Here is a 16554-nt window from a genome sequence, read left to right as displayed (position 1 = left end):
GCATGCTGCGCCCGCGCGGGAGAACGGTTCAGACGACAGGGACGAGTTGGCCGGACGCGCCATCGCCCTGGAGGTCGGCCCCGGCGAAGACGGCGGGCTTGCACTTGGCCTCGAACTCGTGCCGGAAGCGGCGGATCGTCCAGCGGACGGGCCACGCGGCAGCGTCGGCGAGCGCGCAGATCGTGCGGCCCTCGATCTGGTCGCAGAGGTCGAGGAGCAGGTCGAGGTCGCGCATGTTGCCCTCGCCCTCGTCGATGCGGGTGACGAGCTTCTCGAGCCAGCCCGTGCCCTCGCGACACGGCGTGCACTGGCCGCACGACTCGTGGTGGTAGAAGTGGGTGATGCGCCGGAGGAAGGCCACCATGTCGGTGTCTTCGTCCATGACCAGCATCCCGGCCGTGCCGAGCATCGAGCCGGCCTCGCGGAGCGAGTCGGAGTCCATCGTCGCGCCCACGCACTGCTCGGCGGTAAGGACCGGGGTCGAGCTTCCGCCCGGAACGAGGGCCTTGAACTTCTTGCCGCCGCGCATCCCCCCGCAGACCTCGTCGATGAGGTCGGAGATCAGCATGCCGGTCGGGAATTCGTAGACGCCGGGCTTGTTGATGTGGCCCGCGATGCCGTAGAGGAGCGGGCCGGGGTGCCGCTCGGCCCCCATCGAGGAAAACCACTCGGCCCCGTGGTTCACGATGAGGGGGACGCAGGCCAGGGTCTCGACGTTGTTGATGGTCGTCGGGCGGCCCCAGATGCCTTTCTGCGCCGGGAAGGGCGGCTTGACCCGGGGGTAGCCGCGCTTGCCCTCCAGGCTCTCCATCAGCGAGGTCTCCTCGCCGCAGATGTACGCCCCCGCCCCCTTGTGGACGACGATGTCGGTCGAGAAGCCCGAGCCGAGGATGTTCTCGCCGATGTAGCCCTTGGCGTAGGCCTCGTCGACGGCGCGCTGGAAGTGGTCGATCCAGCTCGCGTACTCGCCGCGGATGTAGATGTAGCACGCCTTGGCCGTGATGGCGAAGTTGCCGAGCACCATCCCCTCGATGACGAGGTGCGGGTTGTACTCGAAGAGCTGGCGGTCCTTGAACGTGCCGGGCTCACTCTCGTCGCCGTTGCAGCAGAGGAAGCGCGGCACGTCGGGGTCGACGGGCGGCATGAAGCTCCACTTCATCCCGGTGTTGAAGGCCGCACCGCCGCGCCCGCGCAGCCCGCTCTCCTTGACGTGTGCGCCGAGCCCCTGGGGGTCGAACTTGCCGTCGTTGAGGACCGCGCGGAGGGCGGAGTAGCCGCCGTGCTGTTCGTAGACCTCGATCTGGTGGAGGTCGCGCACCGGCGGGAGCAGGACGCGCTGGTAGGTGCGCCAGTCGCCCGCTTTCGTGGTGCCGTCGTTGATCTTGGGGGCTTCCATGATCGCTTACTCGATGGTCTCGGAAACGGGAGGGGTCTGGTAGGCCTCGACGGCCTCGGCGTCGGAGCGGCGGTTGCCGCCGAGGTCGTCCTCATCCTGCGGGAGTGTCACGGACTCGAACGCGGGCACCTTGCCCGCGCGCAGGCCGGCGAGTAGGGTGTCGCACTTGGCCGCGGTGAGGTTGTGGATGTAGGGGCCGTTCGTGACCTGGAGCATCGGGGCGGAGCCGCACGCGCCGAGGCACTCGACCTCCTGGATCGAGAACATGCCGTCCTCGGTCGTCTCGCCCTTCGTGATGCCGAGTTGGTCCTCGAGGTAGTGCAGCATGTCGTAGCCGCCGCAGAGCTGGCACGCGAAGCAGGTGCACACGTCGAGCACCCAGGTGCCCATCTCCTGCTTGTAGTACTGGGTGTAGAACGTCGCCACGCCGAAGACCTTCGCGTAGGGCAGGCCGAGCGTCTCGGCGACGAACTTGATGACCTCGGCCGGGAGCCAGGCGAACTTCTCCTGCGCCAGCCAGAGCACCTTCATCACTGCCCCGTCGGACGTCGGGTACTGGGCGACCCAGCCGTCGATCCGCTGCTGCTCCTCGGCGGTCCACACCAGCTCCTCGTCCGAGAAGCGGCGCTCCGGCACCTGGCCGGGGACGTAGAGCGGTTTGGGAGAGGGAGAGTCCATTGAGCGATTGGGGGATTGAGTGAATGGGTGATTGTGCTGCCCGAATCACCCAGTCAGCGAATCAGAAAATCGGCGAATCACTTGTCGGCTTCGCCCATCACGGGGTCGATGGAGCCGATGAGGACGACGGTGTCGGCGACCATCGCGCCTTCGAGGAGGTGCTCCAGGCCCTGAAGGTTGGAGAAGCTCGGGGCGTTGATCTTCATGCGCCACGGGCTGCCGGTGCCGTCGGAGGCGAGGAAGAAGCCGAGTTCGCCCTTCGGGGCCTCGACGCCGTGGTAGACCTCGACGCCGTCCGGCGGGGCGACGCCCACGTCGGTCATCAGGAAGTCGTGGATCATGCCCTCCATCGAGTAATAGACCTCGTCTTTCGATGCGTACGAGTGCTTGGCGTTGTCGGCGCGGATCGGCCCCTTGACCTCGCCCGGGCCGCGCAGCCGGTCGAGGCACTGGCGGATGATGCGGACCGACTGCTCCATCTCCTCGACGCGGACGAAGTAGCGCGCGAGGCTGTCGCCCTCGGTGCGCATCGGCACCTCGAAGTCGACCTCGTCGTACTTGAGGTACGGCTCGAAGATGCGGAGGTCGTAGTCGATCCCGCAGGCGCGGACGTTGGGGCCGGTGAAGCCGAGGTCGAGGCACTCCTCGGGCGTCATTGTGCCGATGTCCTGGTTGCGGTCGATCCAGATGCGGTTGCGGTCGAGGAGCTTCTTCCAGTCGGCAACGTCGTTCTCGAAGTCGTCGCAGAAGCGCTGGATGAGGTCGAGGGCCGTCGGGCTGACGTCGAAGGCGATGCCGCCGATGCGGCTGTGGCTGACGGTGAAGCGCGCGCCGGCGACCTCGTCGAAGACCGAGTACAGCTCCTCGCGGTACTTGAAGGTCCAGAGGAAGACCGAGAGCGCGCCGGCGTCCATCACCATCGTCCCGATCCACAGGAGGTGAGCCGAGATGCGGGCGCACTCGCACATCATCGTCCGGATCCACTGCGCGCGCTGCGGCACCTCGATGTTGGCCAGCTTCTCGACCGCGAGGCACCACGCGACGTTGCTGTTGTAGGGGCTCATGTAGTCCATGCGGTCCGTATAGGGCATGAACTCCTGGAACGTCTTGACCTCGGCGAACTTCTCGAGCCCCCGGTGGAGGTACCCGATGTCGAGGAGGGCCGTGCGGATGTTCTCGCCGTCGAGCTTGACGACGACGCGGAGGACGCCGTGCGTCGCCGGGTGCTGTGGCCCGATGTTGAGGGTCATCTCCGCTTCGAGCGGGTCGTCCTTCTCGACGTGGATGTGCTTGCTCTCGAGGCGTTCGTAGAGCGCCTCGTTGTGGCGCGGCCAGAACGTGAACGTCTCGTCGTCCGGGTCTTGGCGGACAACGTCGACAGCAAAGGGACGGTCTAGGGTCTCCATAGGTCTGTTGGGTAGGGGCGGTTTCAAACCCGCCCGTACGGCGACTCGGCTTAGTCCTCCGGGACGTTACCGTGAGCGCGGGCGAAGGGGTCCATCGTGATCTCGCCGTCGTTCTCCTGCGGCGGGAGCGGGAGCGAGCCCGGGATGCCGAGCGTCGGGAATTCCTTGCGCGCCGGGTGGTACTCGAAGTCCTCGGGCATGAACATCCGCCGGAGGTCCGGGTGGCCGTCGAACGGGATGCCCATCATGTCCCACGCCTCGCGCTCGTGCCAGTCCGCCGAGCGGTGAACGCTCGTGATGCTCGGCACCGGGACGCCGTCGCCCACGCGGAGCTTGACGCGGATGCGCTTGCGCCGGGGGATGTGGCAGAGGCTGTAGAACACCTCGAAGCGGTCGTCCTCGGTGAACCGGTCGATGGAGCCGAGGTCGGAGAGGTAGGTGAACCCCTGCTCTTTCAGGAAGCGGACGACCTCGACGATCTGCTCGCGCTCGACGAAGACGGTCTGCTCGCCGGCGTACTCGACGACCTCGCCCACGGTCTCGCCAAACGCGGCGCGCAGCGCGTCGATTGTGTCCCCGACCTGCGTGCTCGCCTTCGCGTGCACGTTCGCGACCGGTTCGTCCTTCGGCGGAGCGGCAGGCGTGAAGAGAAACTTCAGCGTCTGCCGCTGCTGCGCCGGGTCGATGGTCTCGGTGCCGTCCGAGGCGATGTCGAGGGGTTCTTTCTTCATAGCTCAGGCCGCGTGCGGCCGCGGTCTCAGGTCGAAGTGTACTGCGCCGTCTCCTCGGGCGTCGCCAGGCGGACGGCGCGGTCGGCTCCGTCGCCGCCGAGGCCGCTCAGGTCGAGGCGGTCCGCAGCCCGGCCGTCGGCGTCCACGGCCTCGCGCTCGTCCTGCGTGATGGAGTACTCGTTGCGGATCTTCTCCTGGATGTCCATCAGCGCGTGGATGATGGCCTCCGGGCGCGGCGGGCAGCCGGGGACGTAGACGTCGACCGGGATGAAGTTGTCGACGCCCTGGACGACACCGTAGCAGCGGTGCATGCCGCCGGTCGAGGCGCACGCGCCCTGAGCGATGGCCCACTTCGGGTCCGGCATCTGGTCCCAGATGCGGCGGATGGCGTGGGCCATCTTGAACGAGACCCAGCCCGCGATGATCATCAGGTCGGCCTGGCGCGGCGAGAAGCGCATGGCCTCGGAGCCGAAGCGCGACACGTCGGCCTTCGGCCCGGCGAAGGCCATCATCTCGATGGCGCAGCAGGCGAGCCCCATCGGCATCGGCATGAGCGAGTTCGAGCGCGCCCAGTTCGTGACGGCGTCGACCGTCGTGGTGAGATACCCTTCTTGCATGGCAGGTCGGAGTCAGGTAAGAGTCTCTTCAACAGCGAGCCTAGCCGAACGTTTCGGATGGCGCGCCCATTTTCAACTGCGACTGAAACTTCACGCGCCCGGCAACTCTCCGGCGGCGACCGCTCGACTTAGTCCCAGTCCAGCCCGCCCTTCTTGATGTCGTAGACGAGCCCGACGAAGAGGATGAGGATGAAGACGAGGATGACGGCGAAGGCCCCCAGCCCGGCCCCCGCGTCGAGGAAGCCCTGGAAGCTGACGGCCCACGGATACATGAACACGACCTCGACGTCGAACACTATAAAGATCATCGCGACGAGGTAAAACTTAACCGAGTACCGCTCGCGCGCGGTGCCGATGGGGTCCATGCCGCTCTCGTAGGGGCTGGCCTTGACGTCGCGCGGGCGGCGCGGCCCGAGCCACTCGGCGAGCTTGAGCAGCGTGAGCGCCAGCCCGAGGGCCAGCAGCATCATGATGAAGATGGGGACGTAGTCGGCGAGCATCGGCGCGGTGGGAGCGGCAGGCTGGAAAATACGGGCTCGGTGCAGGCAAGCGGAAGGGGGCAAGCGGGGAAGAGCGGAAGAATGCGCTGCCTGCTCGTGCCGGCCTGGGCACGGCACCGCCGTGCCCCTACGCCAGCCCGACGCGTTCGAAAATGGTATCGACTTCGCGGAGGTGGTACGACGCGTCGAAGGCGTCGGCGATGGCGTCGGCCGCGAGGTGGTCGGGGACCGACGAGGCCTCGACGACGGCGCGGAAGCTCCGGCGCTCGCGCCAGGCCTGCATCGCGAGCGGCTGGACGAGGTCGTAGGCTGCCTCGCGGCTCATCCCAGTGTCGATCAGCTTGAGGAGCAGGCGCTGGCTGAAGACGAGGCCGTGCGTGCGCTCCAGGTTCTCGGCCATCCGGTCGGGGTAGACCTGGAGGCGCTCGACGATGCTCGCCATCCGGTGGAGGGCGTAGTGGAGGACCGTCGTGGCGTCAGGGAGGATGACACGCTCGACGGACGAGTGGCTGATGTCGCGCTCGTGCCAAAGCGCGACGTTCTCGTAGGCCGCGACCATGTACCCGCGCAGCAGCCGCGCCATGCCGGTGACGTTCTCGCTCCCGACCGGGTTGCGCTTGTGCGGCATCGCGCTCGACCCCTTCTGGCCCGGGCGGAACGCCTCCTCGGCTTCGAGGACCTCGGAGCGCTGGAGGTGGCGCACCTCGACCGCCAGCCGCTCCAGGCTCGCGCCGACGACGGCGAGCGTGGCGAGGTAGTAGGCGTGGCGGTCGCGCCCGAGGACCTGGGTCGAGATCGGGGCCGGGCGCAGGCCGAGACGCTCGCACGTCAGGCGCTCGACCTCCGGCGGGATGTTGGCGAACGTCCCGACCGCCCCCGAGAGCTTACCGACGCGGACCTCCTCGGCGGCGCGGCGGAAGCGCTCGCGGCCCCGGACCACCTCGTCGTAGGCGAGCGCGAGCTTCAGCCCGAAGGTCGTCGGCTCGGCGTGGACGCCGTGGGTGCGGCCGATCGTGAGCGTGGTCCGGTGCGCGCGGGCCTTCGCAGCCAACACGTCGATCATCCGGTCCAGCGCCGCGGCGAGGAGGTCGTTGGCGCGCGCAAGGCGGAGGCTGAGAGCGGTATCGACCACGTCGGACGAGGTCAGGCCGTAGTGGACCCACTTCTTCTCCTCACCGAGCGTTTCGGACACGGCCCGGGTGAAGGCCACGACATCGTGCCGGGTCTCCTCCTCGATTTCATGGATGCGGTCCACGTCGAACCGGGCGTCCCGGTAGAGGACCTCCACGTCCTCAGCGGGAACCGCGCCCGTGGCCTCGCTCCAGGCGGCGCAGGCGGCGAGTTCCACGTCGAGCCAGGCCTGGAATTGGCCCTCCTCGCTCCACAGAGCGGCCATTTCGGGGCGGGTGTATCGGGCGATCATGCGTTCGGATAGGCGGCAGGTGGACGGGACCGAAAGGTAACCCCTTTCCGGGCGCAGGCTCGGCTCCCAAAGTCTAGCCAAACCAAGCGACCAGCTTGACAGAACCTGCGAAACGGTTCTGTACGCGTCGCGCTTTGTTTCTCTTTCACCGGTCGCCCCCGACTTCCCACCCAACACAGGTACCATGAGCACTGTCCTTCTCCGTGCGGTCCCTTTCCTCTTTCTGTTTGCCGCCCTGGTGGGCTGTGACGCGGTCGACGACGTTGCGCCCGCATCCGGCACTGTCGCTTCCGAGACCGGCGAGACAGCGGCCATGGCGACGCCTTCCGAGACGATCCGCATCTCGAACCGCTACATCGTCGTGTTGGCTGAGTCGGTCAGCAACTCGACCGGGAGCGCGTCCTCGAAGGAGGCGCGCCCCTTTTTCTATGCATCATATCGTTACTTGCATTCAGCAGCTTCCGGTCATACCCTCGGGCCGTCTTCGTTCTTTCTCCACCAGCGGGCAGGTCGCTCGTAGCGAGTCGTCTTCCCCGCCCCTCACCCTCAGCCTCATGAACCGCTTTTCCTTCCGCGCCGCCCTCGGTGCCCTCACCCTCACGCTGCTACTGGCCGCCTGCGACACCGCGACCGAGACCCCGGCCTCGGCAACAGCCGACGCCGAAGCGCTTGGGACCGCCACCGACGAAGCCCTTCACGCCCGGCCCGCCGAGGATGTCCTCATTCCCGGCCGCTACATCGTGGTGCTGGCCGAGGAGCCCGTCGCCCTCGCCCGCGGCACCGCCGCCCGCGACCTGCGCGACCTCACCGCCGAAGTCGCCGCGCGCGGCGCCGAGGTGCGCCACACCTACGAGCACGCCCTGACCGGCTTCGCCGCCGCGATGAGCGCTGACGAGGCCGCCGCCCTGGCTGACGACCCGCGGGTGCTCTACGTCGAGCAAGCGCAGCGTGCCTACCTCACCGGCACCGGGACGCAGGGCGGAGCCACCTGGGGCCTCGACCGCGTCAACGCCCGCTCGGGCTTCGACAACCAGTACGGCTGGCGGGCGAGTGGTGAAGGCGTGACGGCTTACATCATCGACACCGGCATTCGCATCACGCACAACGACTTCGGCAACCGGGCCAGCTACGGCTACGACTTCCGCGACAACGACCCGGTGGCGAGCGACTGCAACGGGCACGGGACGCACGTCGCCGGCACCGTCGGCGGGGCCACGTACGGCATGGCGAAGGACGTGGACCTGGTCGCGGTGCGCGTCTTCGGCTGCGGGCCCTTCGGCAGCAGCGACGACATCATCGCGGGCTTCAACTGGGTGGCGGCCAACGCGCAGCTTCCGGCCGTTGCCAACGCCAGCCTGTCGATGGGCAACACGTCGGCGGCACGGGCGGCGACGCAGAGCATCGTGGACGCAGGCGTGGCCTTCGCCGTCGCGGCCGGCAACGGCTACGGTGCCAACGCCTGCAACGGCATGCCCGCCGGCGTCGCCGACGTGATGACGGTCGGCTCGACGGACAACACCGACCGCCGCTCGTCGTTCTCGAACGTCGGAAGCTGCATCGACTTCTTCGCTCCCGGGTCGAGCGTCACCTCGGCGTGGTACACCAGCAACTCGGCCACGAACACGATCAGCGGCACGTCGATGGCCTCGCCGCACGTCGCGGGCGCTGCGGCGATGTACCTCGAGGCGCGCCCGAACGCGTCGCCGGCCAAGGTGCGCAACGTCATCTTCAACTTCTCGACCAAGAACGCCGTCTCCAACTCGAGTTCGCCGAACAACCACCTGCTCTACAACGGTGGCAACCCGGGCAGCAGCGTCGGCGGCGGCGACATGTTCTCCACACTCGACTAGCGTACTTAGCTGCCTAGCAGCGCCATAGCGCTGGCAAAAGCACCACCGGGAGCGCGCCTCGCAGGAGGCGCGCTCCTTTTTTCTTTCTGCCTGCCACTCCGTCACTTGCATTGAGCAGCGTCCGGTCATACTCTCGGGCCGTCTTCGTTCTTTCTCCACCGGCGCACGGGTCGCGCTCGCCGAGACGACCCGCTCGCCCAGCACTCTCACCCTCATGAACCGCTTTTCCTTCCGCGCCGCTCTCGGCGCCCTCACCCTCGCCTTCCTACTCGCCGCTTGTGACACGGCTACGGAGCAAGCCCCGGCGTCGGCCTCGGCTGACCCTGCCGCCGCCCAGGCCGAAACGAAGGCCTACAGCGCCCGCCCCGCTGAGGATGTCCTCATTCCCGGCCGCTACATCGTCGTGCTGGCCGAGGAGTCCGTCGCCCTCGCCCGCGGCACCGCCGCCCGCGACCTGAGCGACCTCACCGCCGAAGTCGCCGCGCGCGGCGCCGAGGTGCGTCACACCTACGAGCACGCCCTGACCGGCTTTGCCGCCGCGATGAGCGCCGACGAGGCCGCCGCCCTGGCTGACGACCCGCGGGTGCTCTACGTCGAGCAGGAGCAGGAGGTCTACCTCACCGGCACCGGGACGCAGGGCGGGGCCACCTGGGGCCTCGACCGCATCAACGCGCGTAGCGGTCTGGACAACCAGTACGGCTGGCGCGCTTCGGGCGAGGGCGTGACGGCCTACGTCATCGACACCGGCATCAACCTCTCGCACAACGAGTTCGAGGACCGGGCCAGCTACGGCTACGACTTCCGCGACAACGACGCCGTCGCCGAGGACTGCAACGGGCACGGGACGCACGTCGCCGGCACTGTCGGCGGCGCAACCTACGGCGTGGCGAAGGATGTCGACATCGTCGCAGTCCGGGTCTTCGGCTGCGGCAACTCCGGTGACACCGGCGAGATCATCGCGGGGTTCAACTGGGTGGCGGCCAACGCGCAGCTTCCGGCCGTCGCCAACGCGAGTCTCGGCGGCGGGGCCTCGGACGCGATGGACGCGGCCGCGCGCGGCGTGGTCAACGCAGGCGTCGCCTTCGCGGCCGCAGCCGGCAACGGCTTCCTCGGTCTGTTTGCGCAGAACGCCTGCGGTACCTCGCCGGCCCGAGAGCCCAGCGTGATGACCGTCAGCTCGACGGATGACACTGACCGGCGGGTCAACTACGCCAACTACGGCGACTGCGTAGACGTCTTCGCACCGGGCCGCGCCATCACCTCGGCGTGGTACACCAGCAACTCGGCCACGAACACCATCGAGGGCACGTCGATGGCCTCGCCGCATGTGGCGGGTGCCGCGGCACTTTTCCTCGAAGTTCGCCCGAACGCGACCCCGGCCCAGGTGAGCAACGCGCTCTTCAACTTCTCGACGAAGAACATCGTCCAGAACCCGCGCTCCGACAACGCGCACCTGCTCTACAACGGCGGCAGCCCGAGCAGCAGCGCCGGCGGCGACGCGCTCACCTGGTAGTCCTGCACGTCCTGTGCTCGCCGAGCACGCACGAGGGCGGCTCTCATGTGGGGGCCGCCCTCGCTCTGCTTTGTGTCGCAGGGGCGTGTGGCAATGCGTCCCTCCACCGACCGAGACGGCTCCTGCCGCAGACTCCGCGCTCTGGCGTCTCCGCGAACCGGTGTCAGTCCGAGAACGGCCCGGTCTGGCAGGTCACCTTGCCCACGCCGGCCTCGACGCGGACGTGGAACGCGTCGTCTTCGTCCTCCACCTGGGGGCTGTGCCACCGCCCCTTGCTGCGCTTGATGTAGCCGTCGGGGATCTCGACCTGGGCCAGCCACGAGTCGGAGGCGTGGAGGATGACCGGCGCGCCCTCCGGCAGCGCGATGCGGACCGAGGCCATCCCGACCTCGATGTCGGCGCGCGCGCCGGGGGGCAGCGGCCCGCCCGTGAAGTCGAGCCCGAAGGAGCCCGCCCCGCCGTCGAACGAGAACCGTTCGAACCGGGCGTTGCCGAGGCGGTGCGTGTCGAACGTCGCCATTCCGGCCTCCACCTCGAGGTCGTCCATCACCACCGGGTTGGGCGTGTCGAAGGCGAGGCGCGTCTTGGCCATGCCGCTCTCGATGCTGAGCCGCTCGACCTGGAACCCGCTCAGGTCGAGGTCGGCCTCGGCCATGCCGAGTTCGAAGGCGAGGTCGAGCGGGACGCGGTCTGACAGAAACAGGAGCCACTCGTTGTCCTCGGGGATGCGGATGCCGCGCACCGTGATGCCGCCGTCGTCTTTGCTGCCCGAGTCCAGCCCGAGGTCGACGTGGGCGGTGCCGTCCTCGTAGGCCACCTCCAGTTCCGGCACCATGTCGTCCTCCTCGAGCGCGATCTCCGCCTGGAACAGGTACCCCTCCTCAGCCTTGCCGACGGCGACCCGCCCGAGGGCGAGCTCGAGGTCGGCCTCCAGCCTCGTCTCGCGTTCGAGGGGGACCTCGAAGTAGTAGCGCTCGGTGAACGAGGCTAGCACGGGCACGGCGGCGAGGAGGAGAGGCAGCGCCAGCCAGGACGCGCGGAGGGGGGCGTTTCGCCCGAGTAGTCTGTTGCTCATAGCACCGCCCTACGGGGGGGAGTGGGTGGAGTTACGGAGGATCGGCTCTCCTCGGTAACTCCACGGTTCGGTAACGCCACAGTCAGAAATCGCCGCGCTGGTCGCGGAGGTACCTGTAGAGGAGCGCGCGGGCGCGGAAGATGTGCGCCTTGACGGTCCCGAGCGGCAGGTCCAGTTCCGAGGCGATCTCGTCGTAGCTCATCTCCTGCTGGTGCCGCATCACGATCACCCGGTGGTACTTAGGCGGGAGCGCGTTGATGGCCTCCTGGATCAACTCCCGCCGCTGGTCGGCCATGACGTGCCGGTCGGGGCGGTAGGTCGTGTCGGGCAGCTCGTAGGGCCGGTCGTCGTCCCGGCCGAGCGCGGGCTGGTCGATGGAGAACGTCTTGAGCTTCTTCTTGCGCAGGTAGTCGATCGTGTGGTTGGTCGCGATCTTGTAGAGCCACGTCGAGAAGGCATAGGCGCTGGAGTAGGAGCCGAGTGAGGTGAAGGCCTTGATGAAGCTCTCCTGGACGAGGTCGTCCACCATCTGCTGCTCGCGCACCATCCGGGCGACGTGGCGGCGGATCGGCTCGCGGTACTTCTGCATGAGCTGCTGGTAGGCCTCCTGGTCGCCGCCGAGGGCGTCGGTGACGAGCGTGCGGTCCTGTTCGCTGGAGGCGGAGGGCGTGTCGGCGGACGGGCGGGCCATGCAGGACGGTAGCGGGGGAACAGGACGGGCGGAATCTACGGACCGCCAACGCCGGGTTCAAAAGCGAGGGTGGGCAGGGGTGCGCCTGTGGCGCGAAATGGGAGGAGCGGGGGGAATGGGGGGATACTTCGGTGTGGAAGAGAAAGGAGGGTGGGGAGAGAAAGGGTGAACGGGCGAATGGTGAGGACGGGGCGGGGACCGCGCTCCTCCTCCATCCTCCCGCTCAGCGGACGTTGGCTCAGAGCGGGACGGTCTCGGTAACTATCTTGACTTTTTTACTCGTGCCCCCGACTCGCCCAATGCGCCGCCTCGCCCTCGCCGCCCTCGTCCTCGCCGGGTGCCAGTCCCCGGATTCTGACCGGACGCTGGGTCTTGCTTCTGACTTCGACGCCGCTGCGGACTCGGCCGACGCCGTCAGCGCGCGCGTCCTCGCCCAGAACCTGGACCGCCTCACCGCACTCGCCGACTCGGTCGAGGCCGCGCTCCGACCCGTCCCGCTCTTGACCTCGGCCGAGCGCCGCGCCCTCGGGCGCTACTCCAACACCCAGCACCTCGCCGCCGCCCGCCGTCTCGGCGTCCCGCAGCCCGTCACCGACGCCGCCCGCACCGACCTCGTCGCCGAAGGCCGCCTCGTGCCGCTGGAGGACTCCGAGTTCTGGACCGTCCGCAAACTCGACTACTCGTCGGCGCTCGTCACGCCGGACACGCGGGCGCTCCTCGAAGAGGTCGGGCAGCGCTTCCAGGCCCGCCTCGCCGCGTTCGGCCTGCCCCCGCTCCGGTTCGAGGTGACCTCGGTGCTGCGCACGGCCGACGACCAGGCGCGCCTACGCCAGACCAACCCCAACGCGGCGCGCGGCGCGAGCGCCCACCAGTTCGGCACGACGGTCGACCTCGCCTACAGCAGCTTCCGCGCTCCGCAAGGCCCAGTGCTCGGCCTCGACACCGCCGACGTGCCCTGGCTCGCTGCGCCGCTCCGCCGCGTCGAAGCCCTGGCGGTCGAGACTGGTGCCGCCCGGATGTCGCGTGAGCTCCAGGCCGAACTCGGCGACGTGCTCGTTGCGATGCAGGACGAGGGCAAGGTGCTGGCGCTCCTCGAAGTCCGGCAGCCCGTCTACCACATCACCGTCGCCCAGCGGTATTAGAGGCTGGGGCCTTGGGGGTCGCATCGTCGACCTACTAACCAACTACTGATACTAATAGCACATCGCCTCACGCCTCCGGCAGGCCGAGGTCGGGCAGGCTCTCGACGATCCGCACGGTCTCGACGCTGACGTGCGTGACGCGGCGGATGAGTTGGAGCAACTCGTCGCCGGCGAAGGCGGCGTTGGGGTCGTGGGTGATCTGGCTGCGCTTGTCGGTCTTGACGCGGAGCTGGTCGACGAGCCATTCGAGGGCGGAGCGGTTGCCGAGCCGGTAGCGGTGCGCCTCCGCCGGGATGCCGGTGAGGGTGACGGCGTCGTTGACGCGGAGCGTCCCGGCCTCGGCGTCGAGCTTCATCTTCTCGACGCGGTAGCCGGCGGCGAGTCGGGCGCGAGCGTCGGCACGGGGCAGCGGGGGTTACGGGCCGGAAAGAAACCGCTGCCCGCGCAAAGAAGCAACCGGCCCGCCGCCTCGGTGCCAGACGGGACTTGGTAGGGCGTGCTCGCCGAGCGCGCCGTGCCCCTGCCGGAATCGCTACGCGTGGGCGGGTCGTGAATCGTCAGCGCGTCGGGAACGGGGACGGTGCTGCCCGGTGGAGGCGGCTCCGTGATCCCGAACTGCTATGCCCCCTCGCATCCTCCTCTTCACCGGCAAGGGCGGCGTCGGCAAGACGACCTGCGCTGCGGCGACGGCGCTCGAGGCCGCCCGGCGCGGCCACCGCACGCTCGTCCTCTCGTCCGACCCCGCGCACTCCCTCGCCGACGCGCTCGACCGCCCGCTCGACCCCGAGCCGACCGACGTTGCGGAGAACCTCCACGCGATGGAGGTCGACCTCTACTACTCGATGCAGAAGTACTGGTCGAGCATGCGCGACCTCATGCTCTCCGTCTTCAAGTGGCAGGGCGTGGACCGGATCGCGGCCGAGGAGATGGCGGCGCTCCCCGGCATGGGCGAGGCCTCGGCGCTCCTCTGGCTCGACAAGTTCTACCGCTCGGGCGACTACGACCTCATCGTCCTCGACTCCGCCCCGACGGGCGAGACGCTGACGCTCCTCACGCTCCCGCAGGTCGCGCAGTGGTGGGTCTCGAAGGCGTTCCCGTTCCAGAAGACGGCCTTCAAGCTCGGCGGCCTCGCCGTCCGCAAGACGACCGGCATCCCGCTCGACCGGGGCTACGCCGAGCTCGACCGCCTCTTCGGGGTCCTCGGCGAGATGCAGCGGGTGCTGCAGGACCCAGCCGTCGCCTCGACCCGGCTCGTGATGAACCCAGAGCGGATGGTGATCGCCGAGGCGCGGCGGGCCTACACCTACCTCCAGCTCTACGGCTACGGCGTCGACGCGGTCGTCGTCAACCGGATCATCCCGCCGGAGCAGGCCGGCGAGGTGATGGCGGCCTACGTCGCGGCGCAGGCGGGCTACCTGGAGGAGATCGAGGGCAGCTTCTCGCCGCTGCCGATCTTGCGCGTGCCGCACGTCGGGCGCGAGGTCTTCGGCCTCGACTTGCTGCGCGAGATCGGGGCCGGCCTCTACGCCGAGCGCGACCCGGCCGAGGTCTTTTACGCCGAGCAGGCCTACCGGATGGACACCGAGGGCGAGGCCTACGTCCTCTCGGCCCACCTCCCGTTCGCCGAGGCCGACGACGTCTCGGCCGAGCAGTTCGGGGACGAACTCGTGGTGCAGGTCCGCAACCAGCGGCGCACGTTCGGGCTGCCGAACTTCCTGGCCTACTACCGCCTCGCCTCGGCTGCGCTCGACGGCGACTGGCTCCGGGCGCGCTTCGAGCCGCAGGCCGGGATGTAGCACCCGGCGGGGTGGCACCCACCGAGGGTTTCGTGTAGCTTCTGCGCCTTTCCCCCTTTACCCTGCTCTTCCATGCGCCTGGCCACGCTCCTCGCCGCCGCCCTCCTCGCCACCGCGGCCACCGCTCAGCCCCAGCGCCTCGCCGGGCCAGACACGCCGGACCCACAGAAAGCGTACGATGCCCAGGCCCAGCGCATGGGCGTGGACCTCTCCGTGACCTGGGAAGGATCGCCGCAGTGGCTCGAGGGCGCGTCCGTGCTCGGGAACGACGTGCTCGGGGTGCTTTTTGGCACCCAGTTCCTCGGGGGCTCCAGCGTCTCGCCCAGCGAAGCGTTCCCGGTCCAGATCGTGTTCTCCGACGCGCTCGAGACGCGCGGCCAGACGTTCCGCCCCACTGGTACCACCGGCACCTGGAGCACGGTCGGCGTGGGGACGGTCCCCGGCGAAGCCTACGACATCTCCGACCCGGCCAACCCGCGGCGTCTCAACCTCGTCTTCGCCGAGGCGAGCACCCCTGACTTCGCGTGGGAACCCGACGGAAGCGTCGAAGGCGGGCGGGAGTGGCTCTACGTGATGGCGAGCGACTATGACTCGACCGGTCAAGCCTATGCCGGCGCTTCGTTTCTCAGTGGCCCGCTCGAGGATCATGTCTACATCTTCCAGTCGAGGCTGGTCGACGGCCGGAGCTTCCTCGAAGCCGACCCCTCGACGCTCACGATCCGGCCCGCCCGCATTGCAGGCCTGGAAGGCACCCCCAACGGGAGCGGCGTCGACCTGACGTGGTCCTACGATGCCCCACCCGAGGTGGCCGGGCTCCGGGTCTACACCGGCCTCACCTCTCCGGCCAGCGACCTCCTGGCTACGCTGCCCCCCTCGCGCTCTTCCTACACTCACGCCGTAGGCGGCATTGACCTCCGGTACTACCGCGTCGAAGCCCTCAGCAGTGGCGGCGAGGTCGTCGACATCAGCCAGGAGACGCGTGCGCGGCCGACGGACGCCTTCAACACCACCTTGCTCGGCCAACTCGACGAGCGCGGCAGCTACGGCGACCTCTGGGGGTATGTTGACCCCGCCACGGGCCGCGAATACGCCCTGCTGACCTCTCGGAACGAAGGTCTCAGCATCGTCGACCTCGACCGGGCGACCCCAACGGAGGTCGGCTTCGTCCCAGGCATTACCGTCGGAACCTTCGGCGTCGTCGCCGACGCGAAGGACATCAAGACCTACCGGCAGTACGCCTACCTCGCCCACGAATTCAAGGACATCCTCATCGTCGACCTCTCGGACCCGGCCAGCCCGCAAGTCGCGGGGCGGCTCGACGTGCAGCCCAGCCGGCCCGACGGCGGCTCGCACAACATCTTGGTCGACGGCGACTACCTCTACGTCGTCGGAGGGCGCGACCCCGGCGGCCTCCGCATCTACCACCTCGCCGACGACCCCACCGACCCCCCGCTCGTCGGCCAGATCAACGGCACCGACGGGCAGACCTACTACCACGACCTCGACATCGTCGGCGACATCGCCTACGCGGCGGCCATCTACGACCAGGGCATCGACGTGCTCGACCTCTCGGACCGCACGAACCCTGAGGTGATCGAGACGATCATCTACCCGGCGACCTACCAGGGGGCGCACAACGTGTGCGCCACGCCGGACGGGGAGACGATCTTCGTCGGGGACGAGATCGGGTCGGGGCCGTGGACGCGGGCCTTCGACGTGAGCGATCTCAGCGACCC

Annotated in this window: 16 protein-coding genes; 6 read left to right on the top strand and 10 right to left on the bottom strand. The window is 68.7% G+C overall.

From position 1 onward, the window contains the following. Nucleotides 1–28 precede the first annotated feature (28 nt). From nuoF to purB, 7 genes are all read right to left on the bottom strand, one after another. Nucleotides 29–1396: an NADH-quinone oxidoreductase subunit NuoF gene (nuoF, locus tag AAGI91_11270; protein ID MEM1043198.1), complete on the bottom strand. Its 1368-nt coding sequence runs from the start codon at nt 1394–1396 to the stop codon at nt 29–31. Between the two features lie 6 nt (nt 1397–1402). Next, nucleotides 1403–2074, bottom strand: coding sequence for an NAD(P)H-dependent oxidoreductase subunit E (locus tag AAGI91_11265; GenBank protein MEM1043197.1), 672 nt, complete (start codon nt 2072–2074; stop codon nt 1403–1405). Nucleotides 2075–2151: 77 nt separating this feature from the next. Beyond that, nucleotides 2152–3480: an NADH dehydrogenase (quinone) subunit D gene (gene nuoD / locus AAGI91_11260; GenBank protein ID MEM1043196.1), complete on the bottom strand. Its 1329-nt coding sequence runs from the start codon at nt 3478–3480 to the stop codon at nt 2152–2154. Between the two features lie 50 nt (nt 3481–3530). Continuing rightward, on the bottom strand, nt 3531–4211 hold the full coding sequence (locus tag AAGI91_11255; protein MEM1043195.1) for an NADH-quinone oxidoreductase subunit C: 681 nt from the start codon (nt 4209–4211) through the stop codon (nt 3531–3533). A 26-nt stretch (nt 4212–4237) separates the two neighbouring features. After that, complete coding sequence (gene nuoB / locus AAGI91_11250; protein MEM1043194.1) at nt 4238–4828, bottom strand: NADH-quinone oxidoreductase subunit NuoB; 591 nt, start codon at nt 4826–4828, stop codon at nt 4238–4240. Nucleotides 4829–4956: 128 nt separating this feature from the next. Continuing rightward, nucleotides 4957–5328, bottom strand: coding sequence for an NADH-quinone oxidoreductase subunit A (locus AAGI91_11245; protein ID MEM1043193.1), 372 nt, complete (start codon nt 5326–5328; stop codon nt 4957–4959). A 127-nt stretch (nt 5329–5455) separates the two neighbouring features. Next, nucleotides 5456–6751 (bottom strand): adenylosuccinate lyase, encoded by a 1296-nt coding sequence (purB, locus tag AAGI91_11240; GenBank protein ID MEM1043192.1) that lies wholly within the window; start codon nt 6749–6751, stop codon nt 5456–5458. Nucleotides 6752–6935: 184 nt separating this feature from the next. Between purB and AAGI91_11235 the strand changes: the two genes are divergently transcribed. From AAGI91_11235 to AAGI91_11225, 3 genes are all read left to right on the top strand, one after another. Beyond that, nucleotides 6936–7271 carry a hypothetical protein gene (locus AAGI91_11235; protein MEM1043191.1) on the top strand — a complete coding sequence of 112 codons (336 nt, stop codon included), beginning with the start codon at nt 6936–6938 and terminating at the stop codon, nt 7269–7271. 34 nt (nt 7272–7305) lie between these two features. Continuing rightward, entirely contained in the window at nt 7306–8601 is a 1296-nt protein-coding gene (locus AAGI91_11230) for a S8 family peptidase (protein MEM1043190.1), read from the top strand. Between the two features lie 214 nt (nt 8602–8815). Then, complete coding sequence (locus tag AAGI91_11225; protein MEM1043189.1) at nt 8816–10114, top strand: S8 family serine peptidase; 1299 nt, start codon at nt 8816–8818, stop codon at nt 10112–10114. A gap of 163 nt (nt 10115–10277) precedes the next feature. On the opposite strand, the gene AAGI91_11220 is transcribed toward AAGI91_11225, so the two are convergent. Both AAGI91_11220 and AAGI91_11215 read right to left on the bottom strand, forming a co-directional pair. Further along, nucleotides 10278–11189, bottom strand: coding sequence for a hypothetical protein (locus AAGI91_11220; GenBank protein ID MEM1043188.1), 912 nt, complete (start codon nt 11187–11189; stop codon nt 10278–10280). 82 nt (nt 11190–11271) lie between these two features. Further along, a complete protein-coding gene (locus tag AAGI91_11215) occupies nt 11272–11880 on the bottom strand; it encodes a sigma-70 family RNA polymerase sigma factor (protein MEM1043187.1) in 609 nt (202 codons plus the stop codon). Nucleotides 11881–12179: 299 nt separating this feature from the next. On the opposite strand from AAGI91_11215, the gene AAGI91_11210 reads away from it, so the two are divergent. Next, nucleotides 12180–13022, top strand: a complete 843-nt coding sequence (locus AAGI91_11210; protein ID MEM1043186.1) for a DUF5715 family protein — start codon at nt 12180–12182, stop codon at nt 13020–13022. 67 nt (nt 13023–13089) lie between these two features. On the opposite strand, the gene AAGI91_11205 is transcribed toward AAGI91_11210, so the two are convergent. Further along, nucleotides 13090–13431, bottom strand: a complete 342-nt coding sequence (locus tag AAGI91_11205) for a type ISP restriction/modification enzyme (protein ID MEM1043185.1) — start codon at nt 13429–13431, stop codon at nt 13090–13092. Between the two features lie 211 nt (nt 13432–13642). On the opposite strand from AAGI91_11205, the gene AAGI91_11200 reads away from it, so the two are divergent. Together AAGI91_11200 and AAGI91_11195 are read left to right on the top strand one after the other, a co-directional pair. Then, nucleotides 13643–14818, top strand: a complete 1176-nt coding sequence (locus tag AAGI91_11200) for an ArsA family ATPase (GenBank protein ID MEM1043184.1) — start codon at nt 13643–13645, stop codon at nt 14816–14818. Nucleotides 14819–14890: 72 nt separating this feature from the next. Next, the coding region (locus AAGI91_11195) for a hypothetical protein (GenBank protein MEM1043183.1) at nt 14891–16554 on the top strand (1664 nt) is incomplete at its 3' end.

The sequence above is a fragment of the Bacteroidota bacterium genome (genome assembly GCA_038746285.1).
Taxonomy (GTDB): Bacteria; Bacteroidota; Rhodothermia; order Rhodothermales; family JANQRZ01; genus JANQRZ01.
The sequence above is the reverse complement of the archived record's forward strand: the minus strand, read 5'-3'. Positions and strand labels throughout refer to the sequence as shown.